General features: G+C 56.9%; 17 protein-coding genes. 4 read left to right on the forward strand and 13 right to left on the reverse strand.

Features of this window, described 5'->3' with window-relative positions; translation table 11 throughout:
- Positions 1–6: 6 nt before the first annotated feature.
- The 10 genes from pyrG to pilM form a co-directional block, all read right to left on the reverse strand.
- The gene (pyrG, locus tag AC4EYZ_RS07915; RefSeq protein WP_009286776.1) at positions 7–1,662 is read right to left on the reverse strand and encodes a CTP synthase; all 1,656 of its coding nucleotides are present in this window, start codon (positions 1,660–1,662) and stop codon (positions 7–9) included.
- A 555-nt stretch (positions 1,663–2,217) separates the two neighbouring features.
- Entirely contained in the window at positions 2,218–3,636 is a 1,419-nt protein-coding gene (locus tag AC4EYZ_RS07920) for an FAD-dependent oxidoreductase (protein ID WP_009286775.1), read from the reverse strand.
- A gap of 36 nt (positions 3,637–3,672) precedes the next feature.
- Positions 3,673–8,115, reverse strand: coding sequence for a glutamate synthase large subunit (gene gltB, locus AC4EYZ_RS07925; protein ID WP_490204214.1), 4,443 nt, complete (start codon positions 8,113–8,115; stop codon positions 3,673–3,675).
- Positions 8,116–8,659: 544 nt separating this feature from the next.
- Positions 8,660–9,778: a 3-dehydroquinate synthase gene (gene aroB / locus AC4EYZ_RS07930; protein ID WP_022520003.1), complete on the reverse strand. Its 1,119-nt coding sequence runs from the start codon at positions 9,776–9,778 to the stop codon at positions 8,660–8,662.
- Positions 9,775–10,353: a shikimate kinase AroK gene (gene aroK, locus AC4EYZ_RS07935; protein ID WP_009286772.1), complete on the reverse strand. Its 579-nt coding sequence runs from the start codon at positions 10,351–10,353 to the stop codon at positions 9,775–9,777. The genes aroB and aroK overlap by 4 nt, the downstream gene beginning before the upstream one ends.
- Positions 10,353–12,413, reverse strand: a complete 2,061-nt coding sequence (locus tag AC4EYZ_RS07940) for a type IV pilus secretin PilQ (protein ID WP_022520004.1) — start codon at positions 12,411–12,413, stop codon at positions 10,353–10,355. Before AC4EYZ_RS07940 ends, aroK begins: the two co-directional genes overlap by 1 nt.
- Before the next feature lie 13 nt (positions 12,414–12,426).
- On the reverse strand, positions 12,427–13,002 hold the full coding sequence (locus AC4EYZ_RS07945) for a pilus assembly protein PilP (protein WP_022520005.1): 576 nt from the start codon (positions 13,000–13,002) through the stop codon (positions 12,427–12,429).
- Complete coding sequence (locus tag AC4EYZ_RS07950; protein WP_022520006.1) at positions 12,999–13,658, reverse strand: type IV pilus inner membrane component PilO; 660 nt, start codon at positions 13,656–13,658, stop codon at positions 12,999–13,001. Before AC4EYZ_RS07950 ends, AC4EYZ_RS07945 begins: the two co-directional genes overlap by 4 nt.
- Positions 13,655–14,227 (reverse strand): PilN domain-containing protein, encoded by a 573-nt coding sequence (locus AC4EYZ_RS07955; protein ID WP_022520007.1) that lies wholly within the window; start codon positions 14,225–14,227, stop codon positions 13,655–13,657. The genes AC4EYZ_RS07950 and AC4EYZ_RS07955 overlap by 4 nt, the downstream gene beginning before the upstream one ends.
- A 24-nt stretch (positions 14,228–14,251) precedes the next feature.
- On the reverse strand, positions 14,252–15,313 hold the full coding sequence (pilM, locus tag AC4EYZ_RS07960) for a type IV pilus assembly protein PilM (protein WP_009286767.1): 1,062 nt from the start codon (positions 15,311–15,313) through the stop codon (positions 14,252–14,254).
- A 202-nt stretch (positions 15,314–15,515) separates the two neighbouring features.
- On the opposite strand from pilM, the gene AC4EYZ_RS07965 reads away from it, so the two are divergent.
- Positions 15,516–18,041, forward strand: coding sequence for a penicillin-binding protein 1A (locus AC4EYZ_RS07965; protein WP_039858713.1), 2,526 nt, complete (start codon positions 15,516–15,518; stop codon positions 18,039–18,041).
- A 118-nt stretch (positions 18,042–18,159) separates the two neighbouring features.
- Here AC4EYZ_RS07965 and AC4EYZ_RS07970 read toward each other — a convergent pair whose 3' ends face one another.
- From AC4EYZ_RS07970 to AC4EYZ_RS07980, 3 genes are read right to left on the reverse strand one after another with little or no spacing between them, the layout of a single operon-like run.
- Complete coding sequence (locus AC4EYZ_RS07970; RefSeq protein ID WP_009286765.1) at positions 18,160–20,178, reverse strand: TRAP transporter permease; 2,019 nt, start codon at positions 20,176–20,178, stop codon at positions 18,160–18,162.
- A gap of 32 nt (positions 20,179–20,210) precedes the next feature.
- Positions 20,211–20,723 (reverse strand): DUF1850 domain-containing protein, encoded by a 513-nt coding sequence (locus tag AC4EYZ_RS07975; protein WP_009286764.1) that lies wholly within the window; start codon positions 20,721–20,723, stop codon positions 20,211–20,213.
- A gap of 46 nt (positions 20,724–20,769) precedes the next feature.
- Positions 20,770–21,741: a TAXI family TRAP transporter solute-binding subunit gene (locus AC4EYZ_RS07980; protein ID WP_027957372.1), complete on the reverse strand. Its 972-nt coding sequence runs from the start codon at positions 21,739–21,741 to the stop codon at positions 20,770–20,772.
- A 361-nt stretch (positions 21,742–22,102) separates the two neighbouring features.
- Here AC4EYZ_RS07980 and csiR point away from each other — a divergent pair, with 361 nt between their 5' ends.
- From csiR to AC4EYZ_RS07995, 3 genes are all read left to right on the forward strand, one after another.
- Positions 22,103–22,822 carry a DNA-binding transcriptional regulator CsiR gene (gene csiR / locus AC4EYZ_RS07985; RefSeq protein ID WP_022520012.1) on the forward strand — a complete coding sequence of 240 codons (720 nt, stop codon included), beginning with the start codon at positions 22,103–22,105 and terminating at the stop codon, positions 22,820–22,822.
- A 136-nt stretch (positions 22,823–22,958) separates the two neighbouring features.
- A complete protein-coding gene (locus tag AC4EYZ_RS07990) occupies positions 22,959–24,137 on the forward strand; it encodes an acyl-CoA dehydrogenase (RefSeq protein ID WP_039858710.1) in 1,179 nt (392 codons plus the stop codon).
- Positions 24,138–24,179: 42 nt separating this feature from the next.
- On the forward strand, positions 24,180–25,394 hold the full coding sequence (locus AC4EYZ_RS07995; protein WP_039858709.1) for a CaiB/BaiF CoA transferase family protein: 1,215 nt from the start codon (positions 24,180–24,182) through the stop codon (positions 25,392–25,394).
- The last annotated feature ends 14 nt before the right edge of the window (positions 25,395–25,408 follow it).

The raw sequence follows: 25,408 nt of genomic DNA on the forward strand, positions 1-25,408 counted from the left end.
GCCCTCTTATTCCTGCGAGTTCGCGTGGGCGCGACTGCGCGCTGTTTTGTAATCCAAGGCGGCGTTCACAAAGCCAGAGAACAGCGGGTGACCATCACGGGGAGTAGAAGTGAACTCCGGGTGGAACTGGCAGGCTACGTACCAAGGGTGGTCAGCCAGCTCGATGACTTCAACCAGCGATTGGTCGACGCTCTTGCCTGAGATAACCAAGCCCGCCTTTTCAAGCTCATCGATAAACTGGTTATTGACCTCGAAGCGGTGACGGTGGCGCTCGACAATCTCATCCGAGCCGTAGGCTTCGCGTGCTTTGGTTCCCGATGCCAAACGGCATACCTGGCCACCTAAGCGCATGGTGCCACCTAAATCAGACGCTGCATCACGCAGCTCGACTTTGCCTTCTGGGCTTAGCCATTCGGTGATCAAACCTACTACCGGGTGCTGGGTGTCGTGGGTGAACTCGGTAGAGTTGGCGTCGTTCCAGCCTGCCACATTACGGGCAAACTCAATCACCGCCACCTGCATACCCAGGCAAATACCCAGATATGGCACGTTGTTTTCGCGGGCGAATTGAGCGGTCATAATCTTGCCTTCTACGCCGCGCTCGCCGAAGCCGCCGGGCACCAGAATGGCGTCTTTACCCGCCAAGCGCTCGGTGCCGTGACGCTCGATGTCTTCGGAGTCAATATAGTCGACGTTGACCTTGATACGACCCTGGATACCGGCATGAATCAGCGCTTCGTTGAGCGACTTGTAGGCATCCAGCAGCTCCATGTATTTACCGACCATGGCAATACTGACGGATTTGAGCGGGTTGAGCTTGGCATCAAGTACCTTCACCCACTCGGATAAATCTGCTTCCGGGGCTTCCAGGCGCAGCTTATCGCAAACGATCTCGTCCAGACCGTGTTCATGGAGCATCAGCGGAATGCGATAGATCGTATCGGCATCCTGCAGCGGTACCACGGCACGCTCTTCGACGTTGGTGAACAGAGCGATTTTGCGGCGCTCGCTCTCTTCCAGCTCAACTTCGCTGCGGCAAATCAGAATATCCGGCTGGATACCGATAGAGCGCAGCTCTTTAACGCTGTGCTGGGTCGGCTTGGTTTTGGTCTCACCCGCCGTTTTGATGTAGGGCACCAGAGTCAGGTGCATAAACAGCGCGCGGTTGGCGCCCTGCTCACTACGAATTTGGCGGATCGACTCCAGGAAAGGCAGCGATTCGATATCACCGACCGTGCCGCCGATCTCTACCAGCGCCACATCAAAACCTTCACCGCCCGCGTAAACGCGCTCTTTAATCTCGTCGGTGATATGCGGAATGACCTGGACGGTGCCACCGAGATAGTCGCCCCGACGCTCTTTACGCAGCACGTGCTCGTAAACACGGCCGGTCGTAAAGTTGTTGCGCTGGGTCATTTTGGTGCGAATAAAGCGCTCGTAATGCCCGAGATCAAGATCGGTTTCGGCGCCATCTTCTGTGACGAACACCTCACCGTGCTGGAAGGGGCTCATGGTGCCCGGATCCACGTTGATGTACGGGTCGAGCTTGAGCATGGTGACCTTAAGGCCGCGGGCCTCTAAAATCGCCGCAAGCGAGGCGGAGGCGATGCCCTTGCCAAGAGAGGACACAACGCCGCCGGTCACGAAGATATATCGTGTCATGGATAACCTGTCGAAACGTGATCAGAAGGCACGGCAGAAAGCCACGCCAGGATGGGTCGACAGACTAGCAGATTACGACCTAAGGCTCAATTTGAACTGCACTGCTTAAAGTACGCGCTGTCATTCTGAAGCATCGCATCTTGTCATTGAGAGGAGCGCAGCGACGCGGCAATCTAACCCAGATCGCCACGCTTCGCTCGCGATGACATGAAGCTAAATACGCGCTGTAAATTGTGAAGCATCGCGCCCTGTCATTGCGAGGAGCGCAGCGACGCGGCAATCTAACCCAGATCGCCACGCTTCGCTCGCGATGACATTAAGCTAAATACGCGCTGTAAATTGTGAAGCATCGCGCCCTGTCATTGCGAGGAGCACAGCGACGCGGCAATCTAACCCAGATCGCCACGCTTCGCTCGCGATGACATGAAGCTAAATACGCGCTGTAAATTGTGAAGCATCGCGCCCTGTCATTGCGAGGAGCGCAGCGACGCGGCAATCTAACCCAGATCGCCACGCTTCGCTCGCGATGACATTAAGCCTATAAAGGCACTTCTTTCACACGCCCAGGTAATCCAGAATGCCTTCCGCCGCCTGGCGACCTTCGTAAATCGCCGTGACCACCAAATCAGAACCGCGCACCATATCGCCACCGGCAAAGATTTTTTCGTTGCTGGTTTGGAAGGCGTACTGGCCGTGCTCCGGCGCGGTGACGCGATCGCGCTCGTCGACCTGAATATTGGCGCTATCGAACCACGGCGCAGGGCTTGCCTGGAAGCCGAAGGCGATAACCACGGCATCCGCCGCAATGATCTCTTCAGAACCGGGCACTACTTCAGGACGCTGACGGCCGTTTTCATCAGGCTCACCCAAGCGTGTGCGCACAACTTTCACGCCTTCGACCTTCTCTTCACCGACGACCGCCACCGGCTGACGGTTGAACAGAAACTCAACGCCCTCTTCACGAGCATTGGAGACTTCACGGCGCGACCCCGGCATGTTGCCTTCGTCACGACGGTACGCACAGGTCACGCTGGTAGCGTTTTGACGAATCGAGGTACGGTTACAGTCCATCGCCGTATCACCGCCGCCCAGCACTACCACACGCTTGCCTTCCATGGAGATATAGTCGTTAGGATCTTTTTCAAAGCCCAGGCAGCGATTAACGTTGGCAATCAGGAAATCGAGGGCCTTGTACACGCCCGGCAGATCTTCGCCAGGGAAGCCGCCTTCCATGTATTTATAAGTCCCCATACCCAGGAAGACCGCGTCGTACTCCTGCATCAAGGTCTCAAACTCAATATCGGTACCGATTTCGGTATTCAGGCGGAACTCGACGCCCATCTCTTCAAAGACTGCCCGGCGGCGCTCCATCACGCTCTTTTCCAGCTTGAACTCGGGAATACCAAAGGTCAGCAGGCCACCGATTTCCGGGTACTTGTCGAACACCACCGGCTTGACGCCGTTACGGGCCAAAATATCCGCACAGCCCAGGCCCGCAGGGCCTGCGCCAATGATGGCGACTTTTTTATCCGTCCAGGTAACGTGGGACATATCCGGGCGCCAGCCCATGGCAAACGCCGTATCGGTGATGTACTTCTCCACCGAGCCAATGGTGACCGCACCAAAGCCGTCATTCAGCGTGCAGTCGCCTTCGCACAGACGATCCTGGGGGCACACGCGACCACATACTTCGGGCAGCGAGTTGGTTTTGTGCGACAACTCAGCGGCTTCAATAATGTTGCCTTCCACCACCAGCTGTAGCCAGTTGGGAATGTAGTTGTGCACCGGGCACTTCCACTCACAGTACGGGTTACCGCAGTGCAGGCAGCGATGCGCCTGACTGGCCGCATCGGTGGGCTTGTAAGGTTCGTAAATTTCCGCAAACTCTTTGGCACGGGCGCGGGCGTCTTTCTTCTGTGGATCCTGACGACCCACATCGACAAACTGAAAATCGTTATTTAAACGGTTAGCCATGATCTCTCTCCTGTCAGCGTGAGGGGCATAAGCGGGTTATTGCGGCTGACGCCGAGACTGATCCAGCAAACTACCCAAGCTGGCCGCTTTTGGCTTAACCAGCCAGAAGTGACGCGCATAGTCGCTGAAGTCTTCCAAAATAGCCGCCCCACGCGCGGAACCCGTCGCGGCCACATAGGCTTCGATCATTTCACGCAGGTGACGACGATACGCCTCCATGGCCTCTGTGTTAACGCGGTGAATCTCGACCAGTTCGTGGTTGTACTTGTCCACGAAGGTGCGCTCTTCATCCAACACATAGGCAAACCCACCGGTCATGCCCGCACCGAAGTTGACCCCGGTCTCACCGAGCACGCAGACCAAACCGCCGGTCATATATTCGCAACAGTGGTCGCCTGCGCCCTCGATCACCGCTGAGGCACCAGAGTTACGTACTGCAAAGCGCTCGCCCGCGGTACCGGCGGCGAATAGCGTTCCGCCGGTGGCACCGTAAAGGCAGGTGTTGCCGATAATGGCCGTTTTATGACTCTCAAACTGGCTGACTTTGGGCGGCACAATCACGATACTGCCGCCATTCATACCCTTGCCGACGTAGTCGTTGGCGTCGCCTTCCAGGAAGAGATTCAGCCCCCGAGCATTCCACACCCCGAAGCTCTGCCCCGCCACGCCAACGAAATTGGCCGTGACCGGCGCCGCTTCTAGCCCCTCTTCACCGTATCGCTTGGCAATGGCACCAGAGGTGAGTGCACCCACGCTGCGGTCACAGTTGGTGATGGTGAAGTGGAATTCACCGCCCGACTGGCTTTCGATAGCATCTTTCAGCGCCGCCAGCACTTCCTGGTTTTTAGCGCCCGGATCGTGGGGCACGTTACGGCTAACCCTGCAGAACTGCGGCGCATCTTTGGGTACAAAATCATTGGCCAGCAGCGGCGTTAGATCGAGCTTACGCTGGGAAGCCGTATCGCCTTCAAGTACTTCCAGAAGGTCGGTACGCCCGATCAAATCAGTGAGCTTGCACACACCGAGCATAGCCATCAGCTCACGCACTTCTTCGGCGATAAAGCGGAAGTAGTTCTTGACCATATCCACGGTGCCGCGGAAGTGCTCGCCGCGCAGGAAGTCATCCTGAGTCGCGACCCCAGTGGCACAGTTGTTGAGGTGACAGATACGCAGGTATTTACAGCCTAACGCCACCATGGGCGCGGTACCGAAACCGAAACTCTCGGCGCCGAGAATCGCCGCTTTGACCACATCCAGGCCGGTTTTCAGGCCGCCATCGGTCTGCAGGCGAATCTTGTCACGCAGGCCATTGATACGCAGCGCCTGGTGCACTTCCGGCAGCCCCAATTCCCAGGGTGAACCGGCGTGCTTGATCGAGGTCAGCGGGCTTGCCGCTGTACCGCCGTCGTAGCCTGATACGGTAATCAAATCCGCGTAGGCCTTGGCCACACCGGTGGCGATCGTGCCGATCCCCGGCTCGGAAACCAGTTTCACCGACACCTGGGCATCCGGATTGACCTGCTTAAGGTCAAAAATCAGCTGGGCCAAATCCTCGATAGAGTAAATATCGTGGTGCGGCGGCGGTGAAATCAGCGTGACGCCGGGGACTGCGTAGCGCAGCCGAGCAATCAGCTGGTTTACCTTACCGCCGGGTAGCTGACCGCCCTCACCGGGCTTGGCGCCTTGGGCGACCTTGATCTGCAGTACTTCTGCATTGACCAGATACGCCGGGGTTACACCAAAGCGGCCAGAGGCAATCTGCTTGATCTTGGAGCTGCGAATGGTGCCGTAGCGGGCTGGATCTTCACCGCCCTCACCGGAGTTGGAACGCCCGCCGGCTTCGTTCATGGCCTGGGCCAGCGCTTCGTGGGCTTCCGGCGATAGCGCCCCCAGTGACATACCGGCGCTATCAAAGCGCGGCAGTAAATCTTCAACCGGCTCTACGTCTTCCAGCGCAATCGGTGTTTCCGCAGGCTTGAGCTTGAGCAAGTCACGAATAGTGGCCACAGGCCGCTCGTTCACCAATTGAGCAAACTTTTTCCACTTGGTATAGCTGCCTTCCTGAACCGCCGCCTGTAGCGACATCACCACATCGGGGTTGTAGGCGTGGTACTCGTGGCCGTGGACATACTTGAACATGCCGCCTTGGGAGATGCCTTTACGGGGAATCCAGGCATCTTTCGCCAGCAGCGCTTGCTGCATCTGCAGCTCGGCAAAACCGGCGCCCTGAATGCGCGACGCCATACCGACAAAGCAGAGATCCATTACTTCATCTGCCAAGCCCACGGCTTCAAACAGCATCGAGCCGCGGTAGGAAGCCAGCGTCGAGATACCCATTTTAGACAGGATCTTGAACAGGCCTTTCTGCAGCCCTTTACGGTAGTTCTCACGACCGTCAGCCGGGTTGCCGGTCAGCTCGCCCGTGCGGTGCATATCCGCCATGACCTGATAAGCGAGCCACGGATAAACCGCCGTAGCGCCCACGCCAAACAGCACCGCCATTTGGTGGGCGTCGCGAGCGTAGCCGGTTTCTACCACGATGTTGGCGTTGGGGCGCAGCGCCAACCGGCCTAAGTGAGAGTGCACGGCACCCACGGCCAGGGCGGCCTGAATGGGAATCAGCCCTTTCGTCAGCTCCGCATCGGTGAGTACCAGAATGACTTTCCCGGCGCGGACTTGAGCTTCTGCCTCCTCACATAAAGCTTTAAGCGCTTGATGCAAGCTCTGCTGTTCGGGGTCGTAACCCAACGACAGTGTATAGCTGGCAAACGCTGGATCGTCCTGGCTAACCAGGGCGGTAAACTTGCGTGGGGACAGTACCGGTGTGGTCAAGATCAAGCGATGCGCGTGCTCAGGCGTCGCTTTAAAGACGTTAAGCTCAGCGCCACAGCAGGTTTCCAGCGACATCACGATCGCTTCACGCAGCGGGTCGATGGGCGGGTTGGTGACCTGAGCAAACTTCTGACGGAAGAAGTCAGTCAGCAGGCGCGGACGGCTCGACAGCACCGCCATGGGCGTATCGTCGCCCATGGAGCCAACGGCTTCCTGGCCACTCTCTGCCAGCGGGCGCAGCACCTGGTCACGCTCTTCGAAGCTAACCTGGAACAACTTCTGCTGAACGTTGAGCGAATCGGCATCCATGGTTTGGAAACGCGCAAGCTCGGTCAGTGCCGACTCTAAATAGTTCGCCTCCTGCTTAAGCCAACGCTTATAGGGGTAGGCAGATTTCAGCCGCTCATCTATATCAGTGGTGTGCAGCACTTCGCCGGTTTCGGTATCCACGGCGAGCATTTGACCAGGGCCAACGCGGCCTTTAGCGACCACGTCTTCCGGCTTATAACCGTAGGTGCCGATTTCAGAGGCCAGGGTAATGTAGCCATTCTTGGTAATGACCCAGCGCGCCGGGCGCAGGCCGTTACGGTCTAGCATACACACCGCTTGGCGGCCGTCGGTCATCACTACGCCCGCCGGGCCGTCCCACGGCTCCATGTGCATGGAGTTATATTCGTAGAAGGCGCGCAGCTCGGCGTCCATGGTCTCTACGTTCTGCCAGGCGGGCGGCACCATCATGCGTACCGCGCGATGCAGCTCCATACCGCCGGTCAGCAACACTTCCAGCATGTTGTCCATACTGGAGGAGTCGGAGCCGGTGGTGTTAACGATCTCGTCCAGCTCGGTGATATCCGGCAGACGCTCGTTAACGAAGTTGGCTTTACGCGAGTTCGCCCAGCCGCGGTTGGCCTCAATGGTGTTGATCTCGCCGTTATGGGCCAATAGACGGAACGGTTGTGCCAACGGCCAGCGCGGCGCGGTATTGGTCGAGAAGCGCTGGTGGAAAACGCAAATGGCGGTTTCCAGGCGCGGGTCATTCAAGTCCTGATAAAACGCCGGTAGGTCTTCCGGCATCACCAGGCCTTTATAGGAGACCACTTCTGACGAGAGCGAGGCGACGTAGAAGTCTTCTTCACCGCGTAGCGCCTGCTCGGCACGGCGGCGGGCCATAAACAGGTCAACATCGAAGTGTTCACCCTGGCCTGGCTGCACAAACAGCTGACGAATACGTGGCAGGCAGTCCAGCGCCATGGGGCCGCAAACGCTGGAATCAGTGGGCACATCGCGCCAGCCAACCACGTTCAGCCCACGTGCTTCCAGCTCGCCAGTCAGGGTATCGCGGGCATGCGCTTCACGGGCATCATCGTTGGGTAGAAACACCACACCCACGGCAAAGCGTTCGCCCAGCTCAGCATCAAACGCCTCTTTGGCCAGCGCCTGCATAAACGGGGTGGGCATTTTCAACAGCAGACCGCAGCCATCGCCGGTTTTGCCGTCGGCAGCGATACCACCCCGGTGGGTCATGCAGGTCAGGGATTCAATGGCAGTTTTCAGCAAATCGTGGCTAGCCTGGCCTTCCATATGGGCAATCAGGCCAAAACCACAGTTATCGCGAAACTCGCCAGGCTGGTGAAGACCTCTATTCATGGGCGTGCCTCTACTAGTCAGCGTATTTTTTTTAGCAGCGTGCTTATGGTATAAAGGACGGTTTCGCTTTTTTTATAGTGCTTATAACCTGCCCAGAATGGGGTACTTCCCAAGTTCGCTGCCGCAACAAAATGGCCGGTCAGCATAGCGATTGCTAGCCACTTTGCGCAATCTCTTGGCGCCCACATCGTTAGAGAAACTCTTTTCAAATCCTGTATTTGCATCCTCATTCAAGGAAAAAATACATATACTTCAACCACTTGTAACAAGGTAAAACGCTATTTTAACGCTTTTTATTTTCCATTAAACTTTAGTCTAAACAGCGCCCAAAAACCCATGCCGATAGCGCATAAGGCATACGGATTATATAAAACAGCGTTCGACAAATGGGCTCACGATGTAGCCGAGCGAATAAAAAACCGCCCAATGAAAACCACTCTACGTAAGGAGCGATCCATTGGGCGGATAGGATATAGCTGGCCAGGTTTTGAAATGACCAGTTTTTGGAATGAATAAGTTTTGAAATGACTAGCTGGTGAAAGAATTACTTTTCCACTGGGCAGCGCGGGTAATCATCGAGCAGCGTGCGAAGGACATCAACGGGCGTGGCATCGCTAACACAAGCATCGCCCAGGGCGTTAAGCAGCACCAATCGCAGCCGCGTATCGATATTTTTCTTATCCAGCCGCATGCGGGTTAAAAAGTCATCGCTGGTCATATTCGCCGGTGCCGCTAACGGTAGCTCGGCGCTCTCGATCACCGCCAGGCTGCGTGCTAGCGCCGCATCGGTGAGCCAGCCCAAGCGTCGGGAAAGCGTTGCCGCCATGGCCATGCCAGCGCCCACGGCTTCGCCGTGTAGCCAGTTGCCGTAGCCCTGATGCGCCTCAATGGCATGACCAAAGGTGTGGCCCAGGTTGAGCAGCGCGCGGACGCCCTGTTCCGTCTCATCTTCGGCAACAATGTCTGCTTTGATTTGGCAACTTCGTGCAATGGCGTCTGCGACGACCTCAGGCTCCACATCAAGTAGTGCGGGCATGTTGGCTTCCAGCCAGCTTAAAAACGCTTCGTCGCGGATCAGGCCGTACTTGATAACCTCGGCCAGCCCGGCGGAGAGTTCGCGACGGGGCAGACTCTTGAGCGTATCAATATCCACCAGCACCGCTTTGGGCTGCCAGAAGGCGCCAATCATGTTTTTCCCCAGCGGATGGTTAACGCCGGTCTTGCCCCCCACCGACGAATCCACCTGGGAAAGCAGCGTGGTGGGCACTTGGATAAACGCTACACCTCGCTGATAGGAAGCGGCGGCGTAGCCGACCATATCGCCGATCACTCCACCGCCTAAAGCAATTAGCGTGCAGCGGCGGTTAAAACCGGCCTCTAGCAGCGCGTCCCAAATACGGCTGACCTGTTCGATGGTTTTGTATTGCTCGCCATCGGGGAGTATGACCGTGCGCACTTCCAGATGATCCGGCAGGCTAGCGCAAAGCTTGTCCAGGTAGAGCGGCGCGATAGTCTCGTTAGTGACGACCATCACCTGCTGGCCGGCCAGATAAGGCGTTAGCATATCGGCACGCCCCATCAGCTCGGTGCCAATATGAATCGGATAGCTGCGCTCGTCTAAAGCAACATGAAGGGTGCGTTGCGCGCTGGCTGTCGAGTTCATGGTGATACCTTATGGTTAAGCGTTTTAGCCGACGATGATGAGGGCTCAAGTGGATCTACCAACCGATGCACCCGGCGCAGAATTTCATTGACCACCGCTCGCGGGCTGCGCCGGTCGGTGCGCACGGCAATATCCGAGGTGGCGCGATAGAGCGGGTCGCGCTGGGCAAACATATCGTTGAGCACCTGCTCGCGGTTGGCGCACTGCAGCAGCGGCCGGTTGCGATCTTTCGCTGTCCGTTTGAGCTGCTGGTCGACGGTGGTCAGCAGATAAACCACCGTGCCACGCTCGCGCAGTGCGCGGCGATTCTCTTCGCGCAGCACCGCACCGCCGCCAGTGGCGACCACGACCGGAGAGAGCCGGGTTAGCTCATCAATCATATGAATTTCCCGCAGGCGAAAGCCCTGCTCGCCCTCGACATCAAAAATCCACGGGATATCTGCCCCGCAGCGGTCTTGGATGGCGTGGTCACTGTCGTAAAACGGGCGCGCAAGCTCGGCCGCCAATAGGCGACCAATGGTGCTTTTGCCAGCCCCCATGGGGCCTATGAGAAATAAATTGGGTAAATCCTGCATCAGCGAACCGTTAAGCCATCGTCTAGGAGTCGTGGAGTAATAAAGACTAACAACTCTACCTTTTCATTGCTCTCTTCGGTATAGCGAAACAGTCTACCGAGCAAAGGAATATCACCCAAAAGCGGTGTTTTGGCGATTTGGCGCAGCTCTTCGGTGGTCAAAATTCCGCCTAACACCACCGTTTGGCCGTTATCTACCAGCACTTGGGTCTCAATCTGGTTGGTATCAATCGGCGGTTCACCGCCAAACTCCGATTCACGAAAACTGTCATTTTTAATCACCAGATCCATAATAATGCGGTTATCCGGGGTAATCTGCGGGGTGACTTCCAATGAAAGCTCGGCTTCTTTGAATTCGGTATCCAGGTTGTCGTTGCCATCCACACTCTGAAAGGCACGCTCTTCACCCTGGCTAATTTTGGCGGTACGTTGATTGGCGGTAATAATTCTGGGCTGAGAAATAGTCTGGCTTTTCCCTTCGCTTTCCAGTGCGCGCAGCTCCAAATCCAACAGGATATCACCAGATAAGTAGCCAAAGCTAAAACCGGTGCCCGGCCCAGTGGCAGCACCTAAATCCACAGCCAGGCCGCCCTGTGCCCGGTTGATGCCATCGGGGTTGATATCGCGTCGGCTGAAGGTGCCATCTTCCGCCTCCTGAAAACCGCGGGTACTCGACATACCCCAGTTAACTCCCAGTTCACGGGAAGCAGTGTCCCTTGCAATGACAATGCGTGCCTCAATCTGTACCTGCCGAACAGCCACATCCAGGCGGTCAATGGTGCGGGCGATATCGCGCACTTGATCAGCGGTATCTTGCACCAGCAGCGTATTGGTGCGGTTATCAATGCTGACGCGCCCCCGCTCGGTGAGCAAACCAAAGCCGTCATCGCCACCTCCGCGTAGCAACTGAGCTAAATCTTTGGCCCGCGCATACTTGATCTCGATAAACTCGGTGACCAACGGCGAGAGCGTTTCACGCTGATTGCGCGCCTCTAGCTCTTGGCGTTCCAAATCGGCCAATTCACTAGCGGGCGCTACCACGATCACATTGCCCTGCTCACGGCTCGATAGCCTCTTACTTTGCAGAATCAGTTCGAGCGCCTGATCCCAGGGCACATCATTTAAATTGAGCGTTACACGCCCCGATACGCTATCGCTGGCGACTAAATTTAGCCCGGTAAATTCGGCCAGTTTCGCTAGCACCGAGCGTACTTCTATATCCTGAAAATTAAGACTCAACCGTTCGCCGGTGAAGCGTTCACCTGTCGTCTGGGAGGGTTGCGCCTTCTGACTGGCGGGCTGGACTTCCACAGTCAGCGTGCGGCCATTTTGCGTGGAGATCATCGCATAAGCACCCTGCGTGGCGATCGCTAACTGGGTGGCGTCCTGGCTGGTGCGGGGCGTAATCCGTGTTATGGGAGTGGCGAAATCGGTGACATCGTAGATTTGGTTAAGCGAGTCTGGAATCGCCACATCGCGCAGATCCACCATCACTTGATCGGGGCCACCTTCCCGCACGTTCGCCTCGACGCCTTCGCGATCAAAGGTGACTATCAACCGTCCGGCACCATCTGCACCGCGACGAAAGTCAATATTCTCAACCTGCGGCCCTTCATCGGTTTCAAGCCCCGCTGAGGCGATGCTGGGCGAAGGGCTAGGCAAGCGGCTGGCACCTGAAGCAAAGGTAATGCGTAGGCGATCATCCATTACCCGTGATGTGAACGCCTGCGACTCGCTCAGATTGATCACCAAACGCGTGCGGCCATTGCCCTCCAGCGCGGTAATCTGTTCGATACCGTTACGATTAACGTTGATGCGCCGATCAGTGAGACCACTTTGGGTTGCTGCCAAATCCAGCGTCACTCGGGGAGGAGAGTCTAAGCGGTAGCTGCGTAGTTCAGGCATATCACCGGTAAAACGCAGGTCAAGATGGGTTCCACCGTTCTTAGCGGGTTGAACCTCAATACCGGTCAGCACCGAGGCAGCTGCCAATGAGGGCAACAGTAAGCATAGTGCGGCCATGGCCATGTAGAGAGTGATTCGCCAAGCTGTAACTGCCATGAGCTGTATCCGCTTACTCGCTGTTTTCGTTGATGACTAGTGACACTTGCCGCTCCTGCCACCCTTCAGGCTGAGTGAACACCCGTTCGGTAACGCGTATTTCTTGGGCGTTGATCTGGGCGATACGCCCATAGTCGGTGCCCATATAGTTACCCTCTTTGACGCTGGTCACGTTGCCATCCGGCGATGCAATCAACGCCACTTGTCGCTCTCCCATACGCATAGTACCGACCAATCGCAGCTCTTGCAGTGAGAAGCGCTCCAGCGGCTCTGGCGCGCGCTGCCGGTCGGGAGCGAGCGCAACTTCGCCTCGATCAGCGCTATCCTGAGCAATCTCGTCGGGAGGCAAAAAAGGGCTACGCCCGTCGCTATACAAGTAGGATAAATCTTGGTTTTCGGGCAGCGCGACAGCCATAACTGGCGGTTGCCCGCCAGGGGTCTGACGAATATCGGCCAGCGTGCCTTCAAGCTGAGCCAAGTCGGCGTCTGCACAGCCGGTGAGCACCACCGCGGAGACCGTCAAGGTGACGGCCGAGGTTGCCCTTCTTGTCCTTCTTGTTGCTACAAAAAGCAGTTGTTCAGCTCTCATGGCGCCTGCGCCCCCTCTGTGGAGGTTTGGTCGCTCTCCTCCACATAGCGGTAGGTGCGGGCCAAAAGCGAAAGACGCAGCGCTTCGCCGCGGCCATCGGCGGGTTCCAGGTTAAAATCGTGCTGGGTCACCATGCGGGGTAGCGAGGCGATATCGGCACTAAAGCGCGCTAACTGGTGATAGCCGCCACGCACCTGTATATCCAGCGGCTGCTCGACATAATGGGCCTGGGCTTGCGCTGTGCGCAGCCGAATCGTTTCAATGGTCAGGCGGTTATCGGCGGCGGCATCGCTAATGCTATCCAGCAGCGAGGGGATTTCTGCATCGGTAGGGAGCATGGTACGCAAGCGCCCCACCTGCCCTTCCAGAGTCGCCAACTGATCGCGCATTTCCGGCAGGAAGGCCGCTTGCGAGGCTTTGCTGCGGTATTCGCTCAGCAGCCTGGCTTCTTGGCGCTGGGCGACCATCAAGGCCTCGCGCTGTTCACTCACCACTAGCCACAGCATGACGCTCAATGCTGCCAGCAGCGCCAAGCAGCAGCACAGCACTTTTAATAGCCACGGCCAGCCGCCGGCCTCTTTAACGTCTAGATCCCGCCAGTCGACATCCCACAGGTGCTGCCACTCAATAGCCCACTGCTCGCGGTTAAGCGTCATGGAAGCGCCTCCTCAACGCCTTGCGGCAGCGCTGCGGTGGTCTGTTCCACATCAAAACGAAATACTCGGCCTGAGCCGTTTTGCTCACTCTCTACCGCCAATAGCGAGGGCACAGCCAACCCCGGTAGAGCGGCAATGCGGCGCAGTTGCTCGGAAACCTGGCGATCACTGCCTGCCACCGCAGTAACACTGACGTTATTCCCGCTCTTCGATAAGCGTTGATAAATGACGCCATTGGCCACGCTCTCTGCCACATCATTAAACAGCTGCACAGCATCCGTTCGCTCGGTCTGCAGCGCCTGAAACACCGCGATCTGCTCGCCTAAACGCTCGGCTTCGCTGGAGTAGCGTGAGACGCTCTCGATATCGGCATTAAGACGCTCAATATGGTTACTAATGTAAGCATTACGTTGCTGCTGGGCTGCCAGCTTGAGCTGGTAAAAATGCGCGACCAGCAGGCCCAGTACAACACCCACCACCAGCATGCCCGCCACCACGACGTAGAATTTGCGGGTTCGCCGTTCACGCTGCGCTTCCCGCCAGGGCAGGAGATTAATTGTCATGCTCATTGGTTAACTCTTATTGACCATATCTCATTGACTTACCCTCATGGCCAAGCCACCCGCGGTAAGCATCGCTGGGGCATCGCTAGTCAACGCCTGAAGGTTCAAGCGCTTGTTCATCCGCATGCTCTGGAAGGGGTTGGCAATGGTCACCGACATACCGCTATCTTCAGCAATGCGCTCGGCAAGCCCTGGAATCACACTCGAACCGCCCGCTAATACGATGTGTTGCACTTCTTGCTGACGCCCGGCGGTGTAATAGAGCTGCAGGGAACGCCCCACCTGCTGCACCACGGTTTCCAAAAAGGGGTTGAGAACACGCTCATGGTAATCATCGGGTAGCCCGCCGCGCTCTTTGGCGAAACCCGCTTCCTCCATGCTTAAATCGTAGCGGTCGCGAATCGCATCGGTGAGCTGACGGCCGCCAAACAGCGTATCGCGGGTATAAACGATATGCCCGCCGCGGACGACGTGGAAAGCATTCATATTGGCACCAATGTCCACCAGACCAACGCAGGCGGTAGGGTCATTCTCCACCTTAAGCTGGCGCCGCAGCTCGGCAAGTGAACGCTCCATGGCGAAGGTTTCCACGTCCACTGCCGCGGGCTCTAAACCTGCCTGTTCTAGCGTGTCGGTGAGCTGCGTCACATCCTGCTGCCGACAGGCGACCAACACTACCTGCTGGTGCTCATCGTCAAAGGGCGCAGGGCCAAGGCACTCAAAATCAAATGCCACTTCATTGAACGGAAATGGAATATGGCGGTCGGATTCGGCCACGATGCGCTCTTCGATCTCCTCATCGCTTAGCCCGATAGGGAAGCTCAGCGTTTTGGTAATCGCGGCGCTAGCGGGAACAGCCACTGCAGCTTTACGGGTAGAGGGTTTAGCGTGTTCCACTGCACGACTAAGCACACTGGCAACGCCATCGATATCGCGAATTCGACGCTCCACAACCGCCCCTTCGCGAAGTGGCCGCACGGCATAGCTTTCTACCTGGTAATTATCATGGCATTGTTTTAGCTCAAGCAGTTTGACGGTCGCCGAGGTAATATCGACGCCAATCAACCCTTTACCAGGTTTTAGAAAGCGCATATTGGGTCTGGCTCCACCTGCTTGTCGCCCGTTTTCACATGTGATTTGAGGTTACATGATTTTTAGTTCCGTCACACGCGAACCCACTTAGCGCATATCAACACTGGTGGCCGCCGCTTCAGGTTCCTATAATGGCTGCCAATTGCATGATACGGCCGTTTAGATGCCGATCTTTTCATTCTTCCCAGGGTGCTCTTCGTACATGACGTTTCTTCGAACCCTTATTGTGTCGCTGTTTTTTCTCATTGTCTCGTTGGTGGGCGCCACCGCCTTAGCCGTGGTGGGGGCCGCCATTTACTTTGCCCCAGGGCTGCCCGACGTCCGCCAACTGCAGGACTTCGAACTGCACACACCGCTACGTATTTTCACCCAAGACGGTAAATTGATTGGCGAGTTCGGCGAAGAGCGCCGCATGGCGATCAATTTTGATGAAATTCCGCAGGATATGATCAATGCCTTGATCGCCGCCGAAGATGCCAGCTATTTTGACCACGCCGGTGTCGACCCGCGGGGCCTGGCGCGGGCGGTGGTTCAACTTGCGATGAGTGGCGATATCCAATCGGGCGGCTCGACGATCACCATGCAGGTCGCGCGTAACTATATGCTGACACTCGATCAGACGTTTACGCGTAAAATTCGTGAAATCCTGCTGGCACTACAAATGGAGCAGATACTCGATAAAGAGGAAATCTTCGAACTTTACGTGAACAAGATTTTCCTGGGCAATCGCGCCTACGGTATCGCTGCCGCCGCCGAAACCTATTACGACAAGCCCCTCGCCGAGCTTAGCCTAGCGCAAACGGCCATGATTGCGGGGTTGCCCAAGGCACCTTCTGCCTTTAACCCGCTGGCTAACTCCGAGCGTTCGCTGATTCGTCGCAACTGGATTCTGTTCCGTATGCGCGAACTCGGCTACATCGATGATGCCACCTATCAGACAGCGGTTCAGGATCCTGTAACGGCCCGCCGCCACTATACCCAAGCTGAAGTCGATGCCGCCTATGTCTCCGAAATGGCACGTCAGTATGCCGTGGAACGCTTTGGCGATGACGCTTACACCGGTGGCTATCGTATTTACACTACGATTGATAGCGAGCTGCAGCCCTTTGCCCGCCAAGCGCTGGCCAACGGCCTGACGGCCTATGACCTTCGCCATGGCTGGCGCGGGCCGGAGCAGCGTGAGATCGCGGCAAGCCTTGTCGAGGCCCAGGAGCAAACCGCGACCCAAGGCCTGGAGGAGGAGCTTTCTGAGTCTCCCGAAATTCGCCAAACCGCACGCCAAGCCGCCCAGCGCAGCCAAACGGAAGTCGAAGGGATCGAGGGCGACGTCAGCAACTGGGTTCAGGTACTTGAGCGCACGCCCAATTATGGCCTGCTTCAGCCCGCCATCGTGGTAGAAAGTAGCGGCCGCGAAATGCAGGTGCTAACTCGCAACGATGGTCTACAGACGATCGGCTGGGAAGGTTTGAACTGGGCACGCCCTTACCTGAGCCCGCGGAGCCGCGGAGCTGCACCCAGCTCGGCTGAGGAGATTGCCGTACGGGGTGATATGGTGCGCGTCATTGAGAATGAAGACGGTTCGCTACGCCTCTCTCAACAGCCGGATACCGAAGGCTCGCTGGTCGCTCAAGACCCTCAAACGGGTGCTATCCTGGCACTCCAGGGCGGTTTCGACTTTAACGCCAGCAAGTTCAATCGTGCTGTACAGGCACGACGCCAATCAGGCTCTATCTTCAAGCCGTTTATTTACTTAGCGGCCCTTGAGGATGGAGAGATGAACGCCGCCAGCGTCGTTAATGATTCGCCCGTGGTGCTCGACGATGGCAGTAACTCATTGTGGCGGCCGGTCAACTCCAGCCGTGACTTCCAAGGCCCTATGCGCTTACGTCCAGCCCTTGCCCGTTCGCGCAACCTGGTCACTATTCGCGTTCTACAAACCATGGGGCTGGATTACACGATTAACTTTTTGGAGGGCTTCGGCTTCTCTCCCGCCCAGCTCCCTCGTGGCTTATCATTAGCGCTAGGCAGCGCGAGCTTAACGCCGATGGAAATGACCAACGCTTACGCGGTGCTCGCCAACGGTGGTTTCCAGGTGTCGCCCTGGTTTATTGAGCGGGTTACCCGTGACGACGACAATGAGCTGATTGATGAAGCCACGCCGCAGGTTGCCTGCCCCAGCTGTGCCGAAGACCAGGAGACGGTGGAAATTGATGGCCGCGAATACCCGATCGCCAAACGGGTAGCCGACCCAGCCGCTGTCTACATTCTACGCGATATGCTACGTGACGTTATCACCTCGGGCACTGGCCGCGGCGCACTGAGCCTTAACCGTGAGGATATCGTCGGTAAAACTGGTACCACCAACAGCCAGCGTGACGCCTGGTTTGCGGGCTTCAACAGCAACTTGGTGACTACGGTTTGGGTCGGTAAGGACAGCAACGAGACCATTTCTGAATATGGGGCTCAGGCCGCGCTTCCTATCTGGGTAGAATTTATGGGGGATGCCCTGGAAGGTACGCCGAACGCCGTGCCTGAACGTCCAGCAACGGTGGTCACCGCTCGCGTTGACCCTGACTCCGGCCAACGCTTAGCAGATGGCCAGTCTGGCGGGATTACCGAGCTGTTCCACCAGGATCACTTGCCGGATTACCAGCAGCGCCGCATTAGCCGCGAGCTGGAAGAAGCCAGTGGTTCTGAGGGTTCAGGCACCGCTGAGTCGATCTTCTAACTCGATCTTCTAAACCAGTCAATCCTGTAGCACACCAAGCAAAAGGCCCGGAGATTATCTCTCCGGGCCTTTTCTGTTACTGGCTACCTTTGGGTCTGTATGTAGGGTCGCCTAACGTTTAACCACTAACGGGTGTCGCAGGCGCTTCGCGCTTACTGGCCAACCAGTTAGCGCCTATGGCGACGATCATGACCGCGACACCAGCAATTTCGGTCATCAGATTGGGATAGAACACCCCAAAGATCGCGGCGGTAATCGCGATGCGCGGTAGCCACGACATTTTGGTAAACAGATAGCCTTCTAGCGCCGCGGCAAATGCACCTAATGCCAGAATGGCAATCACCCCGTTCCAGATGACCACCGGCACCGGGCCACCAATGATAATCTCAGGGTTGAAGACCATAAACAGTGGGATCAGGTAGAGCCCTTTGGCAAACTTCCACGCCTGGAAGCTGGTTTCCATCGGCTTACTGCCCGCAATCGCCGCCCCGGCAAAGCCTGCCAAGGCGATGGGAGGCGTCACGTTGGAATCCTGGGAGTACCAGAACACGACCAGGTGGGCGACCAGCAGCGGCACACCAAACTCGGCTGTCAGTGCAGGGCCGACGAGGACGATGAGCACGATATAGCTGGCGGTAACGGGCAGCCCCATCCCCAGTACTAAGCTTGCCAACAGTACCATCACCAGCGCCAATACCAGGTTGCCGCCGGAGAAAGCCAGCATCATGGAGGAGAATTTCAGTCCCAAGCCGGTTAAACCCACTACCCCAACGATAATCCCGGCGACTGCACAGGCCATGGAAACCGCTACCGCATTGCGAGCACCTAGTTCCAAGCCCTCGATCAGCTTGGCAAAGCCTGTACGTACCACGTCTTTAACGGCCGTTGCGGTCACTGGCTGGCCCTGCCTGGGCGCCACAAAGAAGAACCACAGCACATAGCGCAATACCGCTACCGCCAAAATGGTGATCACTGCGTAGTAGCCTACCCGCATGGGCGACATACTCATCGCCAGCAGCCAGACCAGCACCGCCAACGGCAGCAGGAAGTGCCAGCCATCCTTCATGACCTGGCGCATCTGCGGCAGTTCATCCTTGGGTAGCCCCTGCATGCCCTGCTTGAGAGCGATGATATGCACAAACAGGTACACCGTCGCGAAATACATGATCGCTGGCAGAATACTGACCTTGACGATGTCCAGGTACGGCGTATTGGTGTACTCAGCAATCAGGAACGCCCCGGCCCCCATTAACGGCGGCATGATTTGCCCGCCGGTCGAGGCTGCCGCTTCGATACCACCTGCCTGCTTGGCTTTGTAGCCCAGCCGCTTCATCAATGGAATGGTAAAAGCACCGGTGGTGACCACGTTGGCAATCGCGCTGCCAGAAATCGAGCCCATGCCCGCCGACGCCAATACCGCCGCCTTGGCTGGCCCGCCACGCTGGCGGCCGGTCGCCGCATAGGCCATATCGATAAAGAATTTACCCGCCCCGGTGCACTCCAAAAAAGCACCAAAGAGGACAAAAATAAAGATATAGGTCGCCGCAACGCCTAGCGGCAGGCCGAAAATACCCTCTTGCCCCAAGTAGAGTTGACCGGCAACTCGATCAATGGTGTATCCGCGGTGCTCAAGAATGCCCGGCATCCACTCGCCAAGCCACGGCAGCTCGCCCCGCGGCCCCGCAAAGGCATACACAATCGCCAAGAGGCCAATCACGGTCATACCAAAACCTACCGCGCGACGGCTGGCTTCCAGTACCGTCACCGTAGCAATACAGGCAACCAGAATATCGGTACTGTTCCAAAAACCCGCACGGCTAAAAATCTCATCCAGGTTGAGTACCAAGTAACCACCGGTGAGAATCGCCCCGGCAAAAAACACTAGATCAAGCCCCCAGCCCAATACACCACGTTTGCGAGTGGGCCCAAAGGCTGGAAACATTAAAAATGCCAGCACCATAATCAGTGCCAGGTGAATACTGCGCTGATAAAAAAGCCCTAAGGGCTGAATACCGGCAGAGTAGAGCTGAAACAGGGAAAGACCCACCGCCACAATGGTGATCGACCACAGCACCATGCGGGGTTGAATCACATTACCGCCAGGCACCACGCTCGACGGCTGATTGGATTCGCTCATGAAGTCCTCGGAAGCGTTAACTAATGTCGTTTTTATTCACGCGGGGATGCGTGAGGGTCTATCAACTGAATGGTCACGCGTTGTCCAGCGGCGTGCTCACTGAGGCTCACTGGCGCATGCTCACCGCCAGGCCACACCACACGATGATTAACAGCCGGTGAACCTACCCTCAACACATAACGGTTATTGGCTACAGGCTCGTTAATGGCATTAATCCAGTAACCGCCCTCACCGTCTGATACCTGCTCGCCGCGGCCAAAAATATGCCCAAGCCCTGCGGCGAAATCGGGTTGATGGCTACGCTCTAATTGCATGACGCCCGCTACATTACGATAGCAGTCCAGCACCGTGAAATGTTCAACGGAGTGCTGCCACTTAATACACCAGCGACCGTCAGCCGGCACCGCTTCATCCACTAGCGTGTCGCCTTGTTCGGTCACCACGGCTAGGCGCATAAACGCCGACGCCGAAGCGGGGGAAGCCCCCACTTCGGCGAACGGACAACATGCAATCAGTAGCGCCATCAGTCGTCGCTGCCACTGCATGGCAATGTCCTTATGGCAATCTGATTATGAAAATATCATTACACGATTAAGGACGCAGACGATCCGGGATTTCAGCACCGACTTCTTCGAAATAGCGCAGTGCGCCCGGGTGCAGCGGCACGGGGGTCGACTCCATAGTGAACTCAACGGTGGTGTCGTTAGCCGCCGGGTGAACCGCAATCAGCTCATCGGTGTTTTCAAACAGCAGTTGGGTGAGTTGATAAGCCAGCTCTTCGTCCATATCGGCATTAACGACCAGCACGTTGGGGATACCGATGGTCTGAACGGCTTCGTCCATACCGTCGTACATACCCGCAGCAAGCTGGTAGGGAGCAAATACCGCTTCTTCTTCCTGGGCATTGGCTACCTCTTCATCAGACAAGCCAATCAGGCGAATATCGCGGGTGGCTGCCAGGTTGAGAATCGAGCTGGTGGGTGGCCCAACGCTCCAGAAGCCGGCGTCGATATCACCGTCGCGAATGGCATCAGCGGTTTCGTTGAAGTTAAGGCGCTGGGGAGTGAAGTCTTCATAGCTAATGCCATTGGCTTCAAGCAATGCACGGGCGTTCAGCTCGGTGCCGCTACCCGGTGCACCGACGGAAACGCGCTTACCCGCTAGATCAGCAATCGATTCGATATCCGACTCGGCCAGGGTCACCAGCTGTACCGCGTTGGGATAAACCGACGCCAGTGCGCGAGTATTTTCAATCTGGCGGCCTTCAAAATCATCCGTGCCGGTATAGGCTTGATAGACCGTATCGGCCAGAGCCAGGGCGAGATCCGCGTCACCGCGCATGATCAGGCCCATATTTTCAACCGAGGCACCGGTCACTTCAGCAGTCGCCTGAGCGCCTTCGATATGGTTGTTGATCATTTCGGCAAAACCACCGCCGATAGGGTAGTAAACGCCACCGGTACCGCCAGTCGCGATTGAGAGTTGTTGAGCGCTTGCTGGAAGTGCAACCGCGAGCATAGAAGCGGCAGCGGCTGTGGCGTATAGAGAGCGTAGAGTTTTCATGAGCATTTCCTCCGTCCTGCTTGGACTTATAGGTATGGTTGACGATAAAAAGGAGGTGTTGAAGCCCCAGCTTCTGGCTGCCGTCACGACGAACCGGAAGCGGTGGAGGTGAAGTTAGCACGGCTTATGCGTTGGATGCTAATAGGGCGTTATCAGCGCAGCAGTGCCTTTACCTCATACAGCCATGAGTGCCTCAGAAGGTGTAACCGCCCAGCAGCTGGATCGAATAGCCAGCTATTAAAATCCTGAAATCCCGCATAAATGTCTTATTTTATGCCGAATTGTTATTATTTATTGTTAATGGCCGTCAATTTCGCCCACCCCACCGTTATTATTGATTCAGGATAGGAGCCACACTGCTATGGAGCCCGGTTTTAAAGAGGACAATAGTCGGGATAAAGGCGCGCCGCGGCAGAACCTCGCCATTAGTGCTTACCGCCAACTCAAGCACGACATTATTCGTGGCCGCTATGCGCCTGAGCAGAAGCTGCTGATGAGCAGGCTCAAAGAGCAGTACGGCGCCAGCACCGGGCCGCTACGGGAAGCGCTATCGCAGTTAGTCTCTGACCGCCTTGTGGTCGCGATAAGCCAGCGCGGCTACCGGGTAGCACCCATGTCGCTGGCCGAACTCAACGATATTTACGACGCCCGGGCTCAGCTTGAAGGGCTGATCCTGCGCTTGGCTATAGAGCGCGGCGACGACGATTGGGAAGCCACGGTGCTGGCTACCGCACATCGGCTGGCCAAGGTCACCGACATCAACACCCCCAACGACCTGCTCGACATCTGGGATCAGCGCCACAAAGCCTTCCATACCGCCATTGCCAGCGGCTGCAACTCCCCTCACCTACTGCAAATGCGCAACACCCTGTTTGACCAGGTAGAGCGCTACCGCCACCTGTGGTTGCAGGAAACCGTGATGTCGTCCCAGGCGCTGGAGCTTAAGCGCCAGGAGCACGCTGCGCTGGTCGATGTCATTCTGGCGCGCGATACCGCCGAAGCCGACACCCTGATGCGCGATCACCTGATGACCCCCGTACCGATCATTACCCGCGTCCTTCAAGAGCGCGGCATCGGCTGAGCTTTTCGTTTCGGCTCTTCGTCCCAGACCAAAGTTCTACGTTTTAAAAAAATGTAGATATTTTAAAAAAACGGCGATACATTGGCTGCAAGCTATTTTGCATCTATTCCTTCCCACTATCCGAGGAATCTACGCCATGACGCATTTCAACTGGGACGACCCGCTACTTCTGGAACAACAGCTCACCGATGAAGAGCGCCAGATCCGCGATGCGGCCTACGACTACTGCCAGGAAAACCTTCAGCCCCGCGTGCTAACCGCCTTCCGTGAAGAGCGCTTTGACCGCGAGATCATGACCGAAATGGGTGAGCTTGGCCTGCTGGGCGCCACCGTTTCCCCCGAGTACGGCGGCGCAGGCGTTAACCACGTAGCCTACGGTTTGATTGCCCGCGAAGTAGAGCGCGTAGACTCCGGCTACCGTTCGGCCATGAGTGTGCAGTCTTCGCTGGTAATGTACCCCATCGAGACCTACGGCTCCGAAGAGCAGAAGCAGAAGTTCCTGCCCAAGCTTGCCAGCGGCGAAATGGTCGGCTGTTTTGGTTTGACCGAACCCGATCACGGCTCTGATCCGGGTGGCATGATTACCCGCGCGGAAAAAGTCGACGGCGGCTACCGCCTGACTGGCGCAAAAATGTGGATCACCAATAGCCCAATTGCCGATATCGCGGTGGTATGGGCGAAATCAGCGGCTCACGACAATCAGATTAAAGGCTTTATTGTCGAGCGCGGCACCGAAGGTTTCACCACGCCCAAAATCGAAGGCAAAGTCTCTTTGCGCGCATCGATTACCGGTGAGATCGTGCTGGATAACGCCTTTGTTCCCGAAGAGAACCTGCTGCCCAACGTCAGTGGCCTGAAAGGCCCCTTCGGCTGCCTCAACAAAGCCCGCTACGGCATCGCCTGGGGTGTGATGGGCACGGCCGAGTTCTGCTGGCACGCAGCGCGCCAATACACCCTCGACCGCAAGCAGTTTGGCCGCCCGCTGGCCGCCAACCAACTGATCCAGAAAAAGCTCGCCGATATGCAGACCGAGATCACCCTTGGCTTGCAGGCAGCCCTGCAGGTGGGCCGGCTAATGGATAGCGGCAACTGGGCACCGGAAATGGTCTCGCTGATCAAGCGCAACAACTGCGGCAAAGCGCTGGATATCGCCCGCCAGTCTCGCGATATGCACGGCGGTAACGGCGTCTCCGACGAATACGGTGTTATTCGCCATATGGTCAATCTGGAGTCGGTAAACACCTACGAAGGCACCCACGATGTACACGCTCTGATTCTGGGTCGCGCCCAGACAGGCATTCAGTCGTTCTTTTAATCACCGCACCTTGATCACTTGTCACTTATTAACGGAGCCTCTATGAACGAGCTAACCAAACCACTGGCCGGTATAAAAGTACTCGATATTTCCCGCGTACTGGCCGGGCCGTGGTGCGGACAAATGCTCGCGGATATGGGGGCAGATGTGATTAAGGTAGAGCGCCCCGGTAGCGGCGATGACACCCGCCACTGGGGCCCTCCTTGGCTGGCGGGCAGCGAAGAGTCGGCGTACTACCTGTGCGCTAACCGAGGTAAACGCTCGCTGACCGTCGATATGGCCAAGCCCGAAGGCCAGGCAGTGATCAAGCAGCTAGTCGCTAACTCTGACGTGCTGATAGAGAACTTTAAAGTTGGCGGCCTGAAACGCTACGGGCTGGATTACGCCAGCTTAAAGGCGCTCAACCCTAGGTTGATCTACTGTTCGATTACCGGTTTCGGCCAGGAGAGCCCTTACGCTCACCGCGCCGGTTATGACTTTATGATCCAAGCCATGGGCGGGATCATGAGCCTAACTGGCAAGCCCGACAGTGAACCCGGCGGTGGCCCGGTAAAAAGTGGCGTCGCCTTTACCGATATATTCACCGGGTTATATGCCGCTAATGCAATTTTAGCGGCGCTTTATCAGCGCCGTGATAGCAGCGAGGGTTGCCATATCGATATGGCATTAATGGATGTGCAGGTAGGCGTACTCGCCAATCAGGCACTCAATTACCTCACCTCCGGCAATGTGCCCCAGCGATTGGGTAACGCTCACCCCAACATCGTGCCTTATCAGGCGTTTGCCACCCAGGATGGCCATATGATTATGGCTGTCGGCAACGACGAGCAGTTCAAGCGTTTTTGCGCGGTGCTTTCGCTACCGGCTTTGGCGGAAGATCCACGCTTTGCCACCAATGGCGCCAGGGTAAACAATCGTGCTCTGCTCGTTCCGCAGCTGGAAGCGGCGTTGGCCCAGCGCAGCACTGATGAATGGCTAGCCGCTTTTGAAGCCGTAGGCGTTCCCTGCGGGCCGATCAATACGCTGGATCGGGTGTTCGACGACCCCCATGTGAAAGCCCGCGGGCTTAAGCAAACCCTGCCCCACGACCAAGCAGGCCAGGTGGATCTGGTCGCTAACCCTATCCGTTTTAACGGTGCCCAAATGAGCGCCACTACGGCGCCGCCTCACTTAGGCCAACATACGGAAAGCGTGCTGGAAGAACTTGGTATTAGCTTGGAGCAGCGCACTGCGCTTCGCGCAGCAGGCATCATTTAATAGCACTAATGGTT

This window comes from Vreelandella sp. 162(4c) (assembly GCF_058152265.1).

Excerpts from the sequence above, each read along its gene's own strand:
- pyrG (WP_009286776.1), bottom strand. The coding sequence starts at position 1,662 with ATGACACGATATATCTTCGTGACCGGCGGCGTTGTGTCCTCTCTTGGC.
- AC4EYZ_RS07920 (WP_009286775.1), bottom strand. The coding sequence starts at position 3,636 with ATGGCTAACCGTTTAAATAACGATTTTCAGTTTGTCGATGTGGGTCGT.
- gltB (WP_490204214.1), bottom strand. The coding sequence starts at position 8,115 with ATGAATAGAGGTCTTCACCAGCCTGGCGAGTTTCGCGATAACTGTGGT.
- aroB (WP_022520003.1), bottom strand. The coding sequence starts at position 9,778 with ATGAACTCGACAGCCAGCGCGCAACGCACCCTTCATGTTGCTTTAGAC.
- aroK (WP_009286772.1), bottom strand. The coding sequence starts at position 10,353 with ATGCAGGATTTACCCAATTTATTTCTCATAGGCCCCATGGGGGCTGGC.
- AC4EYZ_RS07940 (WP_022520004.1), bottom strand. The coding sequence starts at position 12,413 with ATGGCAGTTACAGCTTGGCGAATCACTCTCTACATGGCCATGGCCGCA.
- AC4EYZ_RS07945 (WP_022520005.1), bottom strand. The coding sequence starts at position 13,002 with ATGAGAGCTGAACAACTGCTTTTTGTAGCAACAAGAAGGACAAGAAGG.
- AC4EYZ_RS07950 (WP_022520006.1), bottom strand. The coding sequence starts at position 13,658 with ATGACGCTTAACCGCGAGCAGTGGGCTATTGAGTGGCAGCACCTGTGG.
- AC4EYZ_RS07955 (WP_022520007.1), bottom strand. The coding sequence starts at position 14,227 with ATGAGCATGACAATTAATCTCCTGCCCTGGCGGGAAGCGCAGCGTGAA.
- pilM (WP_009286767.1), bottom strand. The coding sequence starts at position 15,313 with ATGCGCTTTCTAAAACCTGGTAAAGGGTTGATTGGCGTCGATATTACC.
- AC4EYZ_RS07965 (WP_039858713.1), top strand. The coding sequence starts at position 15,516 with ATGACGTTTCTTCGAACCCTTATTGTGTCGCTGTTTTTTCTCATTGTC.
- AC4EYZ_RS07970 (WP_009286765.1), bottom strand. The coding sequence starts at position 20,178 with ATGAGCGAATCCAATCAGCCGTCGAGCGTGGTGCCTGGCGGTAATGTG.
- AC4EYZ_RS07975 (WP_009286764.1), bottom strand. The coding sequence starts at position 20,723 with ATGCAGTGGCAGCGACGACTGATGGCGCTACTGATTGCATGTTGTCCG.
- AC4EYZ_RS07980 (WP_027957372.1), bottom strand. The coding sequence starts at position 21,741 with ATGAAAACTCTACGCTCTCTATACGCCACAGCCGCTGCCGCTTCTATG.
- csiR (WP_022520012.1), top strand. The coding sequence starts at position 22,103 with ATGGAGCCCGGTTTTAAAGAGGACAATAGTCGGGATAAAGGCGCGCCG.
- AC4EYZ_RS07990 (WP_039858710.1), top strand. The coding sequence starts at position 22,959 with ATGACGCATTTCAACTGGGACGACCCGCTACTTCTGGAACAACAGCTC.
- AC4EYZ_RS07995 (WP_039858709.1), top strand. The coding sequence starts at position 24,180 with ATGAACGAGCTAACCAAACCACTGGCCGGTATAAAAGTACTCGATATT.